The organism is Gemella sp. oral taxon 928 (assembly GCF_001553915.1).
In the GTDB taxonomy this organism is placed as follows: domain Bacteria; phylum Bacillota; class Bacilli; order Staphylococcales; family Gemellaceae; genus Gemella; species Gemella massiliensis.
On the sequence record NZ_CP014233.1, the window covers coordinates 1,741,734 to 1,759,770 of the forward strand.

Consider the following 18,037-nt stretch of genomic DNA (forward strand, 5'->3'; position numbering starts at 1 on the left):
CGAGATTTTTAGGATACATCCCGCTATTTTGAATTTTTCGGATAGTTGTATATAAGTGCAGCCTCCTTTAATTAAGTTTGTATATTTCTATTTTATTTTCATTTATCAATTTCATTAAAAATTGCCCTCAAAACTTGTCCAAGTTTTGAGGGCTAGTCATATTTTTCACTTTTTTAATTTGTATTTTTACACCTTATCTCTTGTAAAATATTCATAAATATCTTCTCTTATCGGTGTTAATATTTTGTAGTAAAACTGAATTACAGTATCTTTACTTTTTTGTCTATGTACTAATTTCGGGCTTCCTATTGTTTTCATTTCTCCTAAAAAGTAGAATACTCTTGCACTGTCTTTATCGTCTTTGTTTTTTCTCATAAAGAGATAAATTTTCGTATTCTTATTATAAAAATACTCACATTCTTTTGAATTAAGATTTCTTCTCGGTTTCGACATTGAAGTAAATCTATTATCAGGGAGAAAGCCATGTGTGTAATCATGATTAAATGAATTTTCATCAATATCATAGTTAATAAACACCGGCAATGTTTTGGTTTGTTCGTCATATTTATATCCCCCTATTGCTAAAGGCACATAATTAATACTCCATGAAAAAAGTTTACAAATATCTTCAAAGCTGTATTTTTCATAAAGAACAAAATTGGTGTCATTATATAATTTATTTTTATATTTTTCATTGTATATATAAATCCCATAATCTACCAGCTCTGTAATTAACTTTTTAAAAATTTCCGAACTTAACTCCGTTTTAAATTCTTTTGAAATTTTCAGAATTTTTTCTTTTTCATCTAAAAATATACAATCGCTAAATTTCTTTTTCGTAACCCTACTGGTCACAAAATTATTTGTTAATATTTTTTTGCTTACTTCCAATTCGTAGTCCGCAATAAACTTATTATAATCGTCAAACATTATCTTTTTGAAACTACATTCTATACTTTCAGTTTTTGTTAAAAGTAATTTTAATATTTGTAATTCCTCTATTTTTTTACTTAAAATTAAATTTTTTGATATAAAACTCAGCATATTTTCTTGAGTTTTAGTTAATTTATTTTTATATTTATAGTTCGGTTCCTTTTTGGACAAAAATGTGTAATAACTTCCGGCTACTTCAAATATCTTTCTTATATCAAAATTGTTGTCAAAATCATAATATGCAGGAATTTTTCCCAGTTTATTTTTCAACAAAAAATATTCATCAGTTATTAAATGCCAAGTGTTTAATTTTACACTATCTATTGATTTATATATATGTTGCTTAGAAATATTATCAAAGTGAATTGTTGATGTCCCCGGTAAATATCTCGTACCTTGAGCAAGAAAACGACGAATATTGTCTTTATCATAACTGTTATCTCCGGAAAGTGCTACCGGTATTAAAAAATTATTTTTACAATTCGCAATAAAATCAACTATAACGACAAAATTTTTAAGGGCTGCTTTTCTTAAGCCCCGCCCTAGCTGTTGAACAAAAATAATCGCACTTTGTGTAGGACGAAGCATAACAATCTGATTTATTTCCGGAATATCAACTCCCTCGTTAAAAATATCAACTGTAAAAATATAATCTAAGATTTCTCCATTATCACTTACAAGTTTGTTAATTTCTTCTTCACGTTTTTTAATACTGTCATCACCGGTCAAATAAGAAGTTTTATATCCTTTTTTATTAAATTTTCCTGATAATTCTTTTGCTTCTTTTTTTGTTGAGCAAAAAATCAAACCTTTTACCCTTTTTCCTGAGTACCCATAATAACTTATTTTGTTAATAATATGATTCACTCTCTCATCTGTTACAAGTTTATTAAAATCAGTAAAATCATCTAGACCTTTTCCATTAACGATTAAATCACTAATACCAAAATAATGGAAAGGGCAAAGTAAGTTTTGCTCCAACGCCTCCTGAAGTCTTATTTCATAAACAATATTATTATCAAACAAATCATAGATATTAAATCCATCCGTCCTATCCGGGCTTGCCGTCATTCCTAAGAAAAATCTCGGTTCAAAATATTCTAAAATTCGTAAGTAACTTTTTGCTCCGGCTCTATGAACTTCATCTATAATTATTTCATCAAAATGTTTCTTACTAAAACCGGATAGCACTTCTTCTTTCGATAAAGTTTGCACCGTTGAAAAAATAAAATCCGCTTCTAATTTTTTACTGGTTCCACTAAGAAGCCCATATGTTTTAGTATTTCCAAAAATAATTTTGAATGTTTCAAGAGCTTTTTGGGCAATTTGCTCCCTATGCACTACAAATAGTATCCTTCCCGCCTTTACACTTTTCATTGCAAAAGCGGCAGCATAAGTTTTTCCTGTCCCTGTAGCTGAAATCAAAAGTGCTCTTGTATTATTTTTACGTATATTGAAAAAATTTCTTATAAAATTTTCCTGCATTTTATTTGGGATTATAACTTTTGGCTTTAGAGAATTTTTTTCTTTATCTACCATTTTATATTCCAAATACTGATTTTTATATTTATTTTGTATACTTGTGTAATCAGTGGCATTTTTCCATAAATTACTAAATTCCGTCAAAATTTCTGCGACTAAAGAATTATTATCTTCTATCAAAGTGTTCCACTCTTTATTCGTTGTTAAGGCATTAATAGTAAGGTTTGCACTTCCTAACAACACTCTCCATCCATCTTCATACTTAAATAAATATCCTTTGGTATGAAATCCTATTTTATTAGTTTCAATATCAAAGATTTTTAATTCTATATTTTTAAATTTTTCTAATTTATCCAATACTTTTGGAGAATTAAAATATAAATAATTTGTTGTTAAAATTTTACCATGAATATTTTTTTCTTCTAAATTTTTTAATATTTGAAGTAACCCGGTTAAGCCGCTTTCTGAAATAAATGCTACACTGAAAATAAATTCTGAACACCCATCTAATTCTCTTTCCAATGTGCTTAGTACCTTTTTGGCATTCAAATGATCATTATATATAAAAGTATTTTTCATATGCTTTATCCATTTATTTTTTCATAAGTCAACACAGCTTCTTTCATAATTTTCACATTATGAACCCGTACTATCCTTGCACCACGTCTTAGTGATTCAATGGATAAAACGGCACTTACTACATCTCTATCTTTAGGATTTGTATTCCCACCTAAAATGTAATCTGTCGTTCTTTTTCTACTAACAGCGTACAAAATTTCACAATTCAAAGAAGACAATAGACTAAGATTTTTTGTGATAGTTAAATTAGCTTCCGCAGTTTTCCCGAATCCCATGCCCGGATCAACTATAATATTATCTTTTTTCACACCAGCATTTAGACAAATATCAACACTTTCTCCCAATTCTTTTACTACTTGTTCTATTTCCTTAGTTTCCTCTACACCTCCATTGTGCATCACAATAATCGGAATATCATATTTTGCAGCGATTTGTGCCATATTGCTATTTTTCGCTCCATTAACATCATTAAGAATATCAACCCCTTGCTTTATCATATACTCTGCAACATTTTCTTTATAAGTATCTACGCTAAAACAAACATTAGGAAATTCTTTTCTTAAAGTAGGAAAAATGCTCTCCAATCTCTTTATCTCCTCTTTCTCCGACACAACAACCGCTCCCGGTCTGGTAGATTCCGCTCCAATATCAATAATATCCGCTCCGTCTTCAATCATTTTTTTTACCTGTTCTTTTGCACAATTAACGTCAAAAAAATCTCCACCGTCCGAAAAAGAATCAGGTGTAAAATTTAAAATCCCCATTATTAAATATTTTTTTTCATTTAAAAGTTTTCTTAATTTACTCATTATATTACCCACTCTTTTTATTTTTTATAATTATAACACTCATCTACATTAAAATAAAGATGAGTGCTTTTTTACAACATATCAACACAACCCTTTCTTTACTTTTTTTACTTACTGTTATAAAATTATTCTATAATATTTTTTACATTGGCAGGCAAGAATTTATTCTCTTCTTCCCGGACAATTATATTAGGAGAATTATTATGATTAATAACTGTAAATTAAAATATAAAAACTTTTTAGAAAAAAATAATTTAAAAGATGAAAATAATATCTTTGAACTTTTTGATAAGTTTGAACTTGATGAAATACTAAAAAAATTAGAAACATTTAATAAAAATATAACTATTGATTATGTTACAGAAATTATTTGTGAAGAGTTACTGATAACTTCTTCATATAAAATTGAGCGCTCCGGTATGAAACTGGGGCTTCATCGTATGAAAAAAATATTAGGACTATTTAATAATCCGGAAAAAAGCCTTAATATTATCCATGTTGCCGGAACAAACGGCAAAGGCTCAACCTGTTCATACCTTAAAGATATTTTGAAAATCAAATATCGTGTAGGTTTATACACAAGCCCCGGTATGCTTAGTTTTAACGATCGTATTCGTATTAATGATAAATTTATACCTTATAAAAGAGCATTTGAACTGTTTAAACTTGTAGAAAAAACTTGGTCTGATAATAACCCACATTCAACCGATAACTTATCATTCTTTGAAATTATAACTACAGTTGCTATCCTTTATTTTAAAGAACAAGGTACAGATTTTGTTATTATGGAAGTTGGGCTTGGTGGACGTTTTGACGGTACAAATATTTTTGAAAAAAAACTACTATCCGTTATTACAAAAATTAGTCTGGATCATACAAATATCCTTGGTAATACTTTAGAAGAAATTGCCTTTGAAAAAGCCGGAATTATCCAAAAAAATGATAATGTAATTATTTACCCTTCTTCTAATTCGATCGAAATGGTTATTAAAAATATTTGCAAAGAAAAAAATGCTACATTAACTATTTTAAATACTAAAGATATTCAAATAAAAAGCATTCATGCTCATGGAAACGAATTTAATTACAAAAATAAAACCTACTCTACTAAAATGATAGGAGAACATCAAATTTATAACTGTTCACTCGCTCTACTCGTACTGGAAAACTTACAGCAAAGAAAAATAATAGATATAGATTTTAACACTATTTCTCGTGCTGTAGCTACCTCAAACTGGGCAGGTAGACTTGAGTGGATAAGAGAAAATATTTTATTAGACGGTGCCCATAATAATGACGGAGTAAATAGTTTAGTAAATTATTTAAAAATGGTTAAATTCCCTAAATTAAAAATTCTTCTGGGAATTTTAGAAGATAAAGACTATTCTTCTATGATAGAAATAATAAAAACTATTCCTGCAGAATTTTTCATTACAAAAGTTCCTATTGCAATAAAAGAATCCAATCTTAACAGTTTAGTTAATGCTTTTGATACCACCTTTATTACAAAGTTTGAAGATTATGAACAAGCATTAGCCAACTTAGTACCAAACCTGAAAAATGACGAAATACTTCTTATAACAGGGTCTTTATATCTCATCTCAGCGGTAAGAAGTGAAATAATTGACCATTATTAAAAGTATATTATTTTATACAAGTAAGGAGTGTTTATTATGAATAATACAAAAAAAAGTTTAATTGCTATTTTAATTTGTTATTTATCATGGGGAGTTTTTCCCGTCTATTTCAAATTATTAAAAAACATTGATGCTTATGAAGTTTTGTCACATCGAATAATTTGGTCTTTTGTTTTTATGTTGTTTATCGTTCTAATTTCAAAAAATAAAAAAAGAATATTTAAAGAAATTTTAAAATTATGGAAAGATAAGAAAAAATTCATACTTTTAGTTATAGCCGCTATTCTCATTACAATTAACTGGCTAACCTACATTATTGCTGTTAATACAAATCATGTACTGGAAGCAAGTTTCGGTTACTACTTAAATCCAATAGTGACAATTATCCTAGCTGTTATATTTTTAAAAGAGCATCTCAGTCGTACTCAAATTATAGCTTGTATTTGTGTCGGCATATCATTATTATATTTATTTATATCTTTAGGGTCACTTCCTTGGATTTCTATAATGCTCGCACTAACTTTCGGTTTATATAGCTTGTGTAAAAAGAAAATTGTTATTAGCCCTAAAGCTAGCCTGTTAGTAGAAACTGTAATTGTTTTCCCAATAGCACTTATTTATATTTCATACTTAACAATAAATAATAACTTAACTTTCTATACTGACGGTACTATGACTATTATCTGGATTTTACTTTCCGGTGCTATAACTGCAGTACCGCTTATGCTTTTTGCTAAAGGTGCCAACCATATACCGCTGTATTTATTAGGAATACTTCAATACATTCCACCATCAATGCAATTTCTTATAGGAATCTTCGTTTATGGAGAAGCTCTTAGCATTGAAAAACTCATTTCATTCATAATAATTTGGATAGCCGTTATTGTGTTTTGTTACTCAACTGTCCAATCATTCAAAAATAAAAATATATAATAAACTAAAAAGCTGATTATCCGGTAACTAAATTCATACAATGTTCGAAAACATCTCATTGATTTATTACTAATTAATCAGCTTTAATATATTCACTAAACTATTTTTTGATGATTTTTAAATCCTTTCCTTAACATCATAATACCTGTATAAATTACTACAACAATAATTATCCATATCAAACTGTCTACTGATAATGATTTAACAAACTGGTATCCTATAAACACTCCGACTATTCCACCGATAGCTAGTCCCAGTGTCCCTTTTCTTGGATACATACCTTCTTTAATAAATTTTGGAGATCCCATTGCCATTAAGGCGGCACATGAACCCATCATAATCGGAAAAGCAACTTTTGGATTTAATCCCAATAGTGATACCATTGCTAAGCACGGTGCATACAACCCCACACCTGCCATCGTCAATGCTCCAAAAATAATATTTCCTACAATACCGATAATTAAAGCTATACCGGTTAAATTAACCGCCGTATTATTTTCTCCCAATAACGCCAACCAACCTATCTTTTTGGCAAACATTAAAAATGCTGTTATCAATAAGGCAAATCCCATTACAATTTGTATTTTATATTCAGGTAATTTTGTTACTATACGTCCTCCCACCAATGCACCGACAACTGCCGCTATAATTAAGGATAACAATGTAACTGCACCGACCTCGACATTTGAAATAAATAAAAATGCTTCAATTAAAACCGGTACAACACTCGCTATGTTTAACATCCCGGGTAATAATCTATTGTTTTTTATAAAACCTGTCAACTGTGATGCTAATGTTATTGTTGAAAAATTTCCTATCCCAAGCACATCAAAAAAATTCGTAATAATACCTATTACAAATCCTAAAATCGGATTAGAGTTATCCGGTTCATTCCAGTTTTTTATAATGTCTTGCGCCCAAATCACAACATAATATACCGCCGCTAACGACAATAAACCTAACAATATTACTACTAAACTCATATAACCTCTCCTTTAATATATTAATGAATACCCTTGCAAATAAATATTATATTATATTTATTATTATTTGTAAAGTTTAATCGAAAAAATATTTTACTTTTTTTCTATATTTTTTTGTAAATTTGTTATAAAAAAATCGGACTTGATTTTTTCATCAGTCCGATTTTTTGTAGACCCAATTTTTTTGTATATAGTTATTCTTTATTTTGTTAAATTAATAATTGTCATAAAATATTATTAAGACATTTTTTTATTAGTTATACCTTTTCTCAACATATCAAAGCCGGTTATAGTAACTACGGCAATTACTAACCACATAAGACCTGAAACCGATAGTGAATTAATAAATTGATAAGCAATAATTACTCCGATAATTCCTCCAATAGTAATTGCAACACTTCCTTTTCTTAGGTATAACCCTTCTTTGATAAATTTAGAAGAGCCCACTGCCATTAACGCAGCACATGAACCCATCATAACGGGAAATGCAGCTTTCGGATCCATTCCTAACAAAGAAACCATAGCAAGACACGGTGCATACAATCCTACTCCTGCCATCATCAATGCTCCAAAAATAAAGTTACCAACTATTCCTATAATCAACAACAACCCGGTTAATTCAAGTGCGGTGTTGTTTGCACCAAGTAAATCTAACCACCCCATTTTTTTAGTAAACATCAAGATAGCTGTAAATAATAAGGCAAATCCCATTACAATTTGTATTTTTTTCTCCGGTAATTTAGTAACTATACGACCGCCGACCAGTGACCCCACCACAGCCGCAACTATTAATGATAAAAGTGTAATAGCTTCTACTTTTACAGCAGAAATAAATAAAAATGCCTCTGTGGCTGTCGGTACTGCATGTCCTATATTCAAAGTTCCCGGTAATAACCTGTCGTTTTTTATAAAACCTGTTACTCTTCCTAACAGAGTCGTTATCGCAAAACTACTAATTCCCAAAGTATCAAAGAAATCTGTTATAATTCCTATTATAAATCCTAAAATAAAATTTGATTCCTTTTTTACTTTATCCTTATTCTTAATCACATCCATAGCTAATGTAATGACAAAATACACGACAGCTATCCCTAATAACAACAACACTGTGTTTACTAAATTAATCATCTTTTCACCTCTTGCTTTTATTATAATTTACCTTCTATCCGGTAAATAATTACTTCTAATATGAAAATATTTAGTAGTTTTCTGAAAAAATAATATTTACAACTTTTTTCTTATAGATTAATCTCATCACAAAAATGTATAGAGTGCTAGAATTCTCTAACACTCTAAATCGGGATTAATCCCCCTACTAAATATATCTATGTTCTTTCTTTCATTATATTTCACTTTATTCAATACATTTCTAATATCTCACATTATTATTGTAACATATTATCATTGTATTTTCAAATGTGTTTTCATAACTACAAGGTGAGCTGACATTAAAGTTTTTTATCTCTATGCTACTTCTTTTTTAAATCCTTTTCTTAACATATCAAGTCCTGTGATAATAACTACTACGATAATTAACCATAGTAAACTTGATAATGATAATGAAGTAATAAATTGATATCCGACGATAACCCCGATTATACCTCCGATTGTAACACCAATTGCACCTTTTCTTGGGTATAATCCTTCTTTAATAAATTTAGGTGACCCAATCGCCATTAATGCGGCACATGAACCCATCATAATAGGGAATGCAGCTTTCGGATCCATTCCTAATAGGGATACCATTGCTAAACATGGTGCATACAATCCTACTCCTGCCATCATTAATGCTCCAAAGATAAAGTTACCAACTATACCTACTATTAAAGCAATTCCTGTTAATTTAAGTGCTGTGTTGTTAGCACCAAGTAATGCAAGCCATCCCATTTTACTGGCAAACATTAACAACGCTGTAATAATTAAAGCAAATCCCATAACAACCTGAATTTTTTTCTCAGGTAATTTTGTTACTATACGTCCTCCGACTAAAGCACCAATAACTGCTGCTGCAATTAGAGAAAGTAAGGTTACAGCCTCTACTTTAACCGCTTGAATGAATAAAAATGCTTCGATTAATACGGGAATTGTGTGCCCTACATTTAATGTTCCCGGTAAGAATCTGTCATTTTTTATAAAACCTGTTACTTTTGCAAGTAATGTTGTCGGAGCAAAACTACCGATACCTAAAGTATCCATAAAGTCTGTTATTAATCCGATAAAGAATCCGATTATAGGGTTTGAATCTTCACTTTCAGTATCTTTGTTTTTTACTATATCCAACACCCACATTGCCAAAAAGTATATGCCTGAAGCAGCTAATAACATTAATAATATATTTACTAAACTAAACATCTCTTTTCTCCTATCCTAATAAGAATCCATAAGTTAGTGAATCATCCGGATCATATACATAATTACTAAATCCTAAGATATAACCAGAACCTGTTATTTCCGGAATGATAGCATCATAATCCGCTAATTTTCTTTCTTCAACAATTCTACCTTTGAATAAAGTACCTAAAATACTTTCATATACAAAAGGATCTCCCGGTTTTAATTCACCTTTAGCATATAATGTTGCTAATTTTGCAGAAGTACCGGTTCCGCAAGGTGATCTGTCAATATTACCATCTCCAAATACTACAACATTTTTATATGTAGCTTCCGGATGAGTCGGTTTATCATAAATTTCTATCAAATCTACAGTTTTGATATGCGATAATGTCGGATGTTGAATTTCTACATTTGCATTAACCGCATCTCTGATTTTTAGTCCCATTTCTTTTAATTTAGAAGCATTCTCCGGTTTTACTTCCAACCCTAATTGATCAGCTGAAAGAATACAGAAGAAACTACCACCAAATGAAATATCAAATTTAATATGACCGACACCTTCTACATCTAATTCTAAATCACGTTTATATAAGAATGACTCAACATTTCTAAATGAAACTTCTTTTACTTTTGTTCCATTATCTTTTAATTTTGCCGTTGCGTAGATTAATCCTGCCGGCGTTTCTACAACAACTTCTTTTTCTGTAGCTCCTTCTTCCACATCAACCATACCTGTTTCAACTGAAGCTGTTACCGCTGCGATGGTATTATGTCCACACATATTTAAGTAACCGCCGGTATCCATGAATACCAATCCGAAATCCGCTTCTTCTTTTGTTGGAGGTAGTAAGAACGCTCCGAACATATCCTGATGCCCACGTGGTTCAAACATTACAGATTTTCTAACATCATCTAAATGATCGATAAAATATTGTTTTTTCTCTACCATATCCTTACCGGGAATTTTTGGAATACCCGCTGTTACTAAACGAGCAGCTTCCCCTGCTGTATGTGTATCTATAACCGAAATCATTTTATTTAATTTCATGATAATTCTCTCCTTAAATTATTTATTTGCATCTTGCCTCATTTTTAATTTTAAAAGTCCCAACGCTTTTCTCGCATCAGAATAATCAACATTATTCTGACAAACAATTTCCGTTTCTACACCTTCTTTAGACTTATTAAAATCTAAGACATATTTTGTATACTGATTTTCTACCACAAATTTATGTTTTCCCATAAATTTTAAACCAACTATAGAAATTCCTCTCTCTCCTATTTCAAACATTGTATTGGCATAGTCAACATCACTATTCCCCCAGCCGTCTGCCGAAATAATAGCTCCATCTGTTCTCATAGCCTCCAGCCATACGGCGGTTCTCCAGCCTACAAGATGTTTTAATCTATTGTCTTGTGGCGTTCCAACAATAATTACACCTTGAAAATCAATATCCGGATCAGTAGCTAATGTATCAAGTAACGGATCTCTAAAATGGTGTAAACTGGTTTCTTTTGTAGATGGCCCTATCCCCATACTAACACCTTCTTTCTATACCATAGCCCTTATAGCACCGTCACGATATTCATTCGCTGTAAGTAAAACCGGCATATTATTCATATCTATAATAGAAATACCCTTATCTATTCCACTGGGTTCTATCGGGAATAACTGATTATCATACATCATTCCTTGCCCGGCTACTTCTTTTACAAGAGCAACTTTAGGCTTACCCGGATTTGATGTATTATAAAATTCATGAACTTCGTCAGCATCACGTCCGCTAAGTACCTTCATGCCTTCTCTAATTTCTTGAAGATATAAGTCTGATAACTCAAAAATTGAAAATGCTAAAGCTCTATCAAAATCTATATTATCTTTAATCACAACATCAATATGAATTAAGTAATCATCAACTGACGGTGATCCTGCTTTATTAAGCACCAATTGCTTACTTAAAATACCTTCTGATGAACCAAACTCATGCATCTGTTCCCCTTTAGTATTTGCCCCGGTAAGCAATGTGTAAACACCGGTCAATGTATGAGTTATTCCTTCTCCAAGTCGCCCTATTACTTTTGTCGAAATTGGCACTATATCCATTATAGTATTAACATAAATATCATGTTCTTTCGGTTTAATAATTTTTATACTTACAGTTTCAAAAATATCTTTATTATATACTATTTCTGTTGGTATAGTCAGTACATTATTATCAATCTTAACTTTCTTACCAAGTGTAACAGTATTAATATGGAATGCTTTTATTTGTAATTTTTCTTTTGGCATAAGTCATCATCCCCTATTATTTATTAAAAACTGTATTGAAACACAACTGAAACTGTTTTATAATACAGTTTCTTTGTTAAAAAAGAAGAGAGATTCACATCCCTCTTCTAATTTAGTAAACTCCTACACGTGAGCGATGTACTCAAATGGAAGAGGAACTATTTTACCTGCACTTGGTATTTTAACTAGTTGCTCTAAAGTTGCTTCTAGAATTTGTGTTTGTTGCTCAACGTTACCAGGTTCTCCTGCGTTTGCTCCCATTGGTACAAGTGGAGCAACGGCTCTTGGAGTACCGTTTTGACGCACTACCGGCGGTAGTGCCGCTATTAAGATTGTTGGAATACCTGCTTCTTCAATTGCTCTCTGCACGATCACGGCAGTTCTATGGCAAGTACCTCAACCAGCAGTTAAAATAACTGCATCAACATTTTCTTCTTTTAATTTTTTAGCGATTTCCGGACCTGTTCTGTTAGTGAAAGCCTCTTGGTCTCCACCACCACCCATGAATCCATAGTGGAATTCTGCTACGCTGCCGATAAATCCGGCTTTAGCCAGTTCATGTAATCTATCAATCGGAAACATACAGTTGATGTCTTTGTTAGCGTCAGCATTATCGTACCCACCATGAGATACCATAAGATCTGAACTGTGTGCAGTATCCGGAATTTCACGGAATGTTGTATCCCCTGCTAAGTTAAATCTTTTATCTGTTTTTAAGTGAACTCCCGCAGCAGTTGCTAATGCTACTTTCATGTCTTTTAATTCTTTAGTCACTGGAGCCCAAACTGGTTTTGGTGTAATCGGTACATAAATCTCTGATTGTAGACCTTCAAATATCGTTAATGACATTCTAAATTCTCCTTCCTACTATTCTTCTTTTAGTCTTCTATTTTTTACTTCTTCTTGTAACTTTTTAGTATTTTTTATTGCATTTACATAATGTTCGTCAGGTTCTTCTGTTATAACTTCCGGATAGCTGAACAAAAAGGCAACTTCTTGACCTATTTGCACAGGATATTCAGAAATCAACATTCTCATAGGAATTTTAAACTGCCCTAAACGTCCTTTAATATCTATCGTAACGCTGGCATCGTTATGATCAACTATTATCCCTTCGAACACTCTTTCTGTAGACGCATATTTTAATTTTTCAATCATAACTTATTTCCTACTCTTAAAAATTAATCTTCTTTTTCGTAAATTTCTTGACGTTTTTTAGATTTTGGTAAAATTTGTTCGTTTTCTAATAGCTCTATTTTTTCTCCTGTAGCTTTTTCAATAACTTCTACGTTATTTAATTTAACATTAGGATTCCATTTTCTTTCAGCTTTTTTTATTTCTCCGCCACCCATTTGTGTTTTAAGCATTGCTAAAGCACGGACAGCATCTTCTCTACATAATGTATTGTTTGAAAGAATTTCGTTTTCAATACCTTGTTTAGATTTATTATTATCTACCATGGCTTTCATGTATTCGTTACCTACTACAAGAGCCCCTTGAACCGCAGAGTAAGTCATACCTACTACAGACACTCCACGAGAACCGATTTGTTCAATATGTGATGCAAAGTCGATATGGTTGTTACCGAATCCTTCTGTTGTAACGATAGCACCATCAATATCCATAGCTTCAATAGTCATACCTACACGTTTAGATACATAGAATTTTTCTGAGTTAGCTTGTGGAGATCCAACTAGTAATACCCCTACTAAGTCGATTTCTTCATCAGCCATCGCTTCTAAGATTAACGGTTCACGATAGTAATGACGAGAAGTTTCTTTTGAAGCTGGCCCGATACATGTTAGCGCATGGATACCACCATCTAATACTTCTGTTGGAGCAAGCATAACCGGTAAGTTACCTAAGTCAACGTTAGGTTTAGCACCAAGTGTTCCTACCGGTTCTACCGGTAAAATCAAGTTATCGTGCATCGCACCTTGTCCCATGATTTCTTTAACTATCAACACTTTTTTATTTCCCGGATGACGATATTGTTCTAATTTAATATCACCAACTACCAAACTTTCATCATCTAATTCTTTAAGAGCTTTACGAATTTCTTCTGTAATATGGTCAAATGCTTTGTGAGCTGCCAATGGTCCTGGACGTTCCATGTTAGCTCCCGCTTTGATTGTTACTTGTCCTTTAATGAAGATTTCTCCTTTATCCGGAGCACCTGGACGGCCCCACATAATGTTACGATCCAATTCTCCTTCTGAAGAACCGAATTCCCCGATTTGAACTCCGTTAGCATCTGTTCCTGTAAGAACCATTACTACACCTTTAAGTTCACGAGTAACACCATGACCGATTTCTCCTTCTTCTTTAACCGCAATCGGTTGCACGTCCATTATTGTTTCACTGTATGTACCATACTGTTCAGGAGTGATGATTTCTAATTTAACATCCTCTACTAATTCTTCTGATTCAATAGCAGCTTTACATAAATCTTCCGGAGTTCCTAATACTAAAGTTGTACCTTTAATTTCTGTTTTTTCACCGAAGACTACTTTATCAATTTTGTAGTGTTTTGTTAAAAGAGAACGAATGAATTTTGGTTCACCTTCATGTTTTTCTTCTGCTTCTTTTTCTACTACTGTTTCTGTTTTAGGAGCTTCTACAGCTTTTGTTTCTACTACTTGAGCAGGTGCTGCCGGTTGTGCAACCGGTGCTGCAGATTGCCCTGCAAAAGCTGATAGTGGAATTTCAAGGTTAATATTTTCACCTTTACCGATTTGTAGTTTGAATACTCCTGAATTTACCGGAGCTTGTGTTTGTTCTGCCACCACTACGGGAGCAGGAATCGGCTCTGCCACTACGCTAGCTTCTCCTACTACTTCTTCTTCTTGTTTTTCTTCTGCTTTTTCTTCTTCTACACCTTGGACAGCATCAATGATATCCGGTGTAATTGGTATTAGAGCGTCTGTTGTTTTTGTTAATTTTGCTCCTAATACTTGTCCGATTGTTAATGCATTGTCTGGGAATGATAGTAACCCTGAATCTTCTAAGTCATCGAATAACCCTGGATCTTCTAAGTTTTCAGGACTAATTACGATACCTTCCTCAGCTCTGCAACAAAATACCGCTTTGTCATTTAAGTGTTCTTTTGCAGTTTCTACTGTAATTGACATTACTTCTAACCTCCAACTAATTATTTATTATTATGTAATTCTAAGCTTTTATAGCTTCTGTATAAATGATGGTCAGTGGCACGAAGTACATGGTCGGTACTATGATAAACTTTTACTCCTAACCTAGGAGCTACACCTGTCACGGTGTTGGTTCAATCTTGACAAGTACCAGTAATGACTGCTTTCGCACCATCTTTTTTCATTTTCAATACTTTTTCCGCTTGTCCTGGGCAAATACCCGGTAATTCACAACGTAATCTACCGTTTTTATCCGGTTTCATACGTTTACACATTTGGACAGACACTACTTCAGCACCCATTCCGTCAGCAATTTGGCGAAGACGTTCTTCTTGTGCACCACATTCACAAATTAGTATTCCTACTTTCTCTCTTTCTTGTGGATATGGCATAGCCACTAGAAGACCACCGGTTGTTTTATTAATAGGATCTCCTTCTTGTGCCGGACGTCCCGTAAATGGTCCCCCACGAACAATCTCTCCATGTGGGTTAATATAACCGCCGGCTTTTTCTATAAACACACTAATCGGTAATCCGATCGGTACATCTAAGAATATGCTTGGGTTATTTACACGTCCGCCTACTGTAAGATCTTTGTCAATCAGCGGCTTATCTTCTTCTATTGCTTCCACTATACGCTTAATAGTCTCAACATTTGAGATAATTGCATTAGCTTCCAATGGTAATTGACCCGGTTTTAAAATCACGCCTAATGTTTCCCTAACAATAACACGTTCGTCTCCTGCTGGATACATATTAGGCAAGATTTTTATACTAATATTAGGTTCATTTTTGCACGCTTTACCTAATGCAAGCAATGCTTTACGATATTTTGTTTTTATCGCAATATATCCTTCTTTTGCGCCGGTTAATTCAACAATATATTTCAAACCGCGTACAAGTTCTTCCGGATGTTCTTCCATAAACTTAACATTATGTCCTAAAATCGGTTCACATTCTGCTGCATTGGCAATAACATACCCACCCGGTATTTGTGCCGATAACTTAATTCCGGTAGGAAAGCCGGCTCCCCCAACTCCGACAATACCTGCATCTTTTATCTTTTGCAACTTATCGTCAGTTTTTTCTAATCTCACATAGTCATCTGTTTGTTCTTTATCTAATTTTACAACGATATTCATATCGTTAATTTCTTCTACAACACCGGATAAACTAGTGTGAATATTAGCACCTAACCCATTGGGAGTAGCAACTAATTGACCACGTTTTACATGATCCCCGACATTAACAATAGCTTGACAAGGACCACCAACGTGTTGTTTTAGCGGAATATTGATTTTTTCAACATTATTAAACTCTAACATATTTTTTCCTCCTTTCCTTAAAGATTATGAATAAGCAGTAGCATAAAACTCCTACTATATTTATTGTATAACAGTCTTAATAATTTTGCAAAACATTTTTAAACAATTTTTCAAAGTTTTTTTTAAAGTTTTTTAAATTTTGCATAGACAATCTGTTAAATTATTGAATATATGCCTTTTTCAATAAAAATATTTTAATATAATTCTCCCTACAATTTATTCTCTAATTGAAATGTATTATCATTTAAAAATCTGTTATTAAAAGTTATGGTTACACTTACAAAAATAAACTTTTCTCTAAATAACTCTTGTAACATTCAGAAGTTTCTTTTTTTGAATTTTAATATATGTTAGAAATAAAAATAGATTAGAATTGTTATATAAAATTTTTAAACATAATAAATTTCTTTCTTAAAATTTTACTTTTACTGGTATAATACTATAAAATTTTAAATATAATTTTTCAAAATTTTTTTAACAACTTCTTTAAATAAAATCTCCTATTTATATTATTTCAAAGTAAAAAACAAGATTGTAAATTTCAATCTTGTTCTTTGTAACTATCACTTATAAATTTGCTAATTTTTCTTTTAAAAATGGAATCAATTCATCCCTTAAATCGCTTTGAAGTGCAAAATCTATTGTAGTTTTTACAAAGCCGATAGTTTCACCAACGTCATAACGTTTCCCTTCAAAATCATAAGCATAAACTTTTTCTTCTTTATTTAACATTTGAATTGCATCTGTTAACTGTACTTCTCCGCCAACACCAACTTGTTTTTTCTCAAGATGTTTAAATATTCCCGGATTAAGAACATAGCGACCCATTATAGCCAGATTAGATGGTGCTGTCCCTTGTGCGGGTTTCTCAACAAAATTTTCCACCTCATATAATTTTCCATCATTTGATCTTGGAGCGATTATTCCATATCTATGAGTTTGATTTTCAGGAACTGTTTGTACTCCAATAACAGAGCAACCTGTTTTTTCCGATTTTTCTATTAACTGTTTAATTGCCGGTTTTTCTTTATTTACTACAACGTCATCTCCAAGTAAAACGGCAAACGGTTCATCTCCTATAAAACTGCGTGCCGTCAAAATAGCATCTCCTAAACCTGCCATTTCTTTTTGACGAACATAGTGAATATTAGCAAGTGTTGTTGGGTATTTTACTTTTTCCAACATTCCCAACTTACCTTTATTTTCCAATTCTACTTCCAATTCTACATTTCTATCAAAATGATCTTCTATAGCTCTTTTTTGCTTTCCTGTTACTATTATTATATCTTCTATTCCGGCTTTTACCGCTTCTTCTACTATGTATTGAATAGTAGGAGTATCAATTATCGGTAACATTTCTTTAGGTAATGCTTTAGTAGCAGGTAAAAATCTAGTACCATATCCTGCTGCCGGAATTATAGCTTTTCTTACTTTTTTCATTTATTCACCTATTTTCTTATATTTTATCATAGGTATAATAACATATTTTTATTTTTTTAGCAAATATCAAACATTTTTCAAACTTATTATTTTTTAAAAATTACAATTCAAAGTATTCTATTGCGTACAAATATATAATTAAA

Annotated in this window: 15 protein-coding genes; 2 read left to right on the forward strand and 13 right to left on the reverse strand. The window is 31.9% G+C overall.

Features of this window, described 5'->3' with window-relative positions; translation table 11 throughout:
• Window positions 1-186 precede the first annotated feature (186 nt).
• Together AXE85_RS08040 and folP are read right to left on the reverse strand one after the other, a co-directional pair.
• Window positions 187-2,994 carry a DUF3427 domain-containing protein gene (locus tag AXE85_RS08040; protein ID WP_062174583.1) on the reverse strand — a complete coding sequence of 936 codons (2,808 nt, stop codon included), beginning with the start codon at window positions 2,992-2,994 and terminating at the stop codon, window positions 187-189.
• Between the two features lie 5 nt (window positions 2,995-2,999).
• A complete protein-coding gene (gene folP, locus AXE85_RS08045; protein WP_062174585.1) occupies window positions 3,000-3,803 on the reverse strand; it encodes a dihydropteroate synthase in 804 nt (267 codons plus the stop codon).
• A 203-nt stretch (window positions 3,804-4,006) separates the two neighbouring features.
• On the opposite strand from folP, the gene AXE85_RS08050 reads away from it, so the two are divergent.
• Window positions 4,007-5,440 carry a bifunctional folylpolyglutamate synthase/dihydrofolate synthase gene (locus AXE85_RS08050; RefSeq protein ID WP_062174587.1) on the forward strand — a complete coding sequence of 478 codons (1,434 nt, stop codon included), beginning with the start codon at window positions 4,007-4,009 and terminating at the stop codon, window positions 5,438-5,440.
• Between the two features lie 36 nt (window positions 5,441-5,476).
• Entirely contained in the window at window positions 5,477-6,373 is an 897-nt protein-coding gene (gene rarD / locus AXE85_RS08055) for an EamA family transporter RarD (protein WP_062174589.1), read from the forward strand.
• A 95-nt stretch (window positions 6,374-6,468) separates the two neighbouring features.
• Here rarD and AXE85_RS08060 read toward each other — a convergent pair whose 3' ends face one another.
• The 11 genes from AXE85_RS08060 to galU form a co-directional block, all read right to left on the reverse strand.
• Window positions 6,469-7,356 carry a sulfite exporter TauE/SafE family protein gene (locus AXE85_RS08060; RefSeq protein ID WP_062174591.1) on the reverse strand — a complete coding sequence of 296 codons (888 nt, stop codon included), beginning with the start codon at window positions 7,354-7,356 and terminating at the stop codon, window positions 6,469-6,471.
• A gap of 237 nt (window positions 7,357-7,593) precedes the next feature.
• Complete coding sequence (locus tag AXE85_RS08065; RefSeq protein WP_062174593.1) at window positions 7,594-8,484, reverse strand: TSUP family transporter; 891 nt, start codon at window positions 8,482-8,484, stop codon at window positions 7,594-7,596.
• Between the two features lie 336 nt (window positions 8,485-8,820).
• Window positions 8,821-9,708, reverse strand: coding sequence for a TSUP family transporter (locus tag AXE85_RS08070; RefSeq protein ID WP_062174595.1), 888 nt, complete (start codon window positions 9,706-9,708; stop codon window positions 8,821-8,823).
• Between the two features lie 10 nt (window positions 9,709-9,718).
• The gene (locus AXE85_RS08075; RefSeq protein WP_062174597.1) at window positions 9,719-10,738 is read right to left on the reverse strand and encodes a proline racemase family protein; all 1,020 of its coding nucleotides are present in this window, start codon (window positions 10,736-10,738) and stop codon (window positions 9,719-9,721) included.
• A gap of 18 nt (window positions 10,739-10,756) precedes the next feature.
• Window positions 10,757-11,227: a glycine/sarcosine/betaine reductase component B subunit gene (locus tag AXE85_RS08080; protein ID WP_062174599.1), complete on the reverse strand. Its 471-nt coding sequence runs from the start codon at window positions 11,225-11,227 to the stop codon at window positions 10,757-10,759.
• Window positions 11,228-11,242: 15 nt separating this feature from the next.
• Complete coding sequence (prdD, locus tag AXE85_RS08085; RefSeq protein ID WP_062174601.1) at window positions 11,243-11,980, reverse strand: proline reductase cluster protein PrdD; 738 nt, start codon at window positions 11,978-11,980, stop codon at window positions 11,243-11,245.
• A gap of 123 nt (window positions 11,981-12,103) precedes the next feature.
• Window positions 12,104-12,829, reverse strand: a complete 726-nt coding sequence (gene prdB, locus AXE85_RS08730; protein WP_082729142.1) for a D-proline reductase (dithiol) protein PrdB — start codon at window positions 12,827-12,829, stop codon at window positions 12,104-12,106.
• Window positions 12,830-12,847: 18 nt separating this feature from the next.
• Entirely contained in the window at window positions 12,848-13,138 is a 291-nt protein-coding gene (locus AXE85_RS08100; RefSeq protein WP_021752993.1) for a CBO2463/CBO2479 domain-containing protein, read from the reverse strand.
• Window positions 13,139-13,161: 23 nt separating this feature from the next.
• Window positions 13,162-15,111: a D-proline reductase (dithiol) proprotein PrdA gene (prdA, locus tag AXE85_RS08105; RefSeq protein ID WP_062174603.1), complete on the reverse strand. Its 1,950-nt coding sequence runs from the start codon at window positions 15,109-15,111 to the stop codon at window positions 13,162-13,164.
• A gap of 20 nt (window positions 15,112-15,131) precedes the next feature.
• Window positions 15,132-16,454 carry a proline reductase-associated electron transfer protein PrdC gene (gene prdC, locus AXE85_RS08110; RefSeq protein ID WP_174222367.1) on the reverse strand — a complete coding sequence of 441 codons (1,323 nt, stop codon included), beginning with the start codon at window positions 16,452-16,454 and terminating at the stop codon, window positions 15,132-15,134.
• A gap of 567 nt (window positions 16,455-17,021) precedes the next feature.
• A complete protein-coding gene (gene galU / locus AXE85_RS08115; protein ID WP_062174607.1) occupies window positions 17,022-17,894 on the reverse strand; it encodes a UTP--glucose-1-phosphate uridylyltransferase GalU in 873 nt (290 codons plus the stop codon).
• Window positions 17,895-18,037 lie beyond the last annotated feature (143 nt).

Excerpts from the sequence above, each read along its gene's own strand:
- AXE85_RS08050 (WP_062174587.1), top strand. The coding sequence starts at position 4,007 with ATGATTAATAACTGTAAATTAAAATATAAAAACTTTTTAGAAAAAAAT.
- AXE85_RS08065 (WP_062174593.1), bottom strand. The coding sequence starts at position 8,484 with ATGATTAATTTAGTAAACACAGTGTTGTTGTTATTAGGGATAGCTGTC.
- folP (WP_062174585.1), bottom strand. The coding sequence starts at position 3,803 with ATGAGTAAATTAAGAAAACTTTTAAATGAAAAAAAATATTTAATAATG.
- prdA (WP_062174603.1), bottom strand. The coding sequence starts at position 15,111 with ATGTCAATTACAGTAGAAACTGCAAAAGAACACTTAAATGACAAAGCG.
- AXE85_RS08070 (WP_062174595.1), bottom strand. The coding sequence starts at position 9,708 with ATGTTTAGTTTAGTAAATATATTATTAATGTTATTAGCTGCTTCAGGC.
- AXE85_RS08100 (WP_021752993.1), bottom strand. The coding sequence starts at position 13,138 with ATGATTGAAAAATTAAAATATGCGTCTACAGAAAGAGTGTTCGAAGGG.
- rarD (WP_062174589.1), top strand. The coding sequence starts at position 5,477 with ATGAATAATACAAAAAAAAGTTTAATTGCTATTTTAATTTGTTATTTA.
- AXE85_RS08060 (WP_062174591.1), bottom strand. The coding sequence starts at position 7,356 with ATGAGTTTAGTAGTAATATTGTTAGGTTTATTGTCGTTAGCGGCGGTA.
- AXE85_RS08080 (WP_062174599.1), bottom strand. The coding sequence starts at position 11,227 with ATGGGGATAGGGCCATCTACAAAAGAAACCAGTTTACACCATTTTAGA.
- galU (WP_062174607.1), bottom strand. The coding sequence starts at position 17,894 with ATGAAAAAAGTAAGAAAAGCTATAATTCCGGCAGCAGGATATGGTACT.
- AXE85_RS08040 (WP_062174583.1), bottom strand. The coding sequence starts at position 2,994 with ATGAAAAATACTTTTATATATAATGATCATTTGAATGCCAAAAAGGTA.
- AXE85_RS08075 (WP_062174597.1), bottom strand. The coding sequence starts at position 10,738 with ATGAAATTAAATAAAATGATTTCGGTTATAGATACACATACAGCAGGG.
- prdD (WP_062174601.1), bottom strand. The coding sequence starts at position 11,980 with ATGCCAAAAGAAAAATTACAAATAAAAGCATTCCATATTAATACTGTT.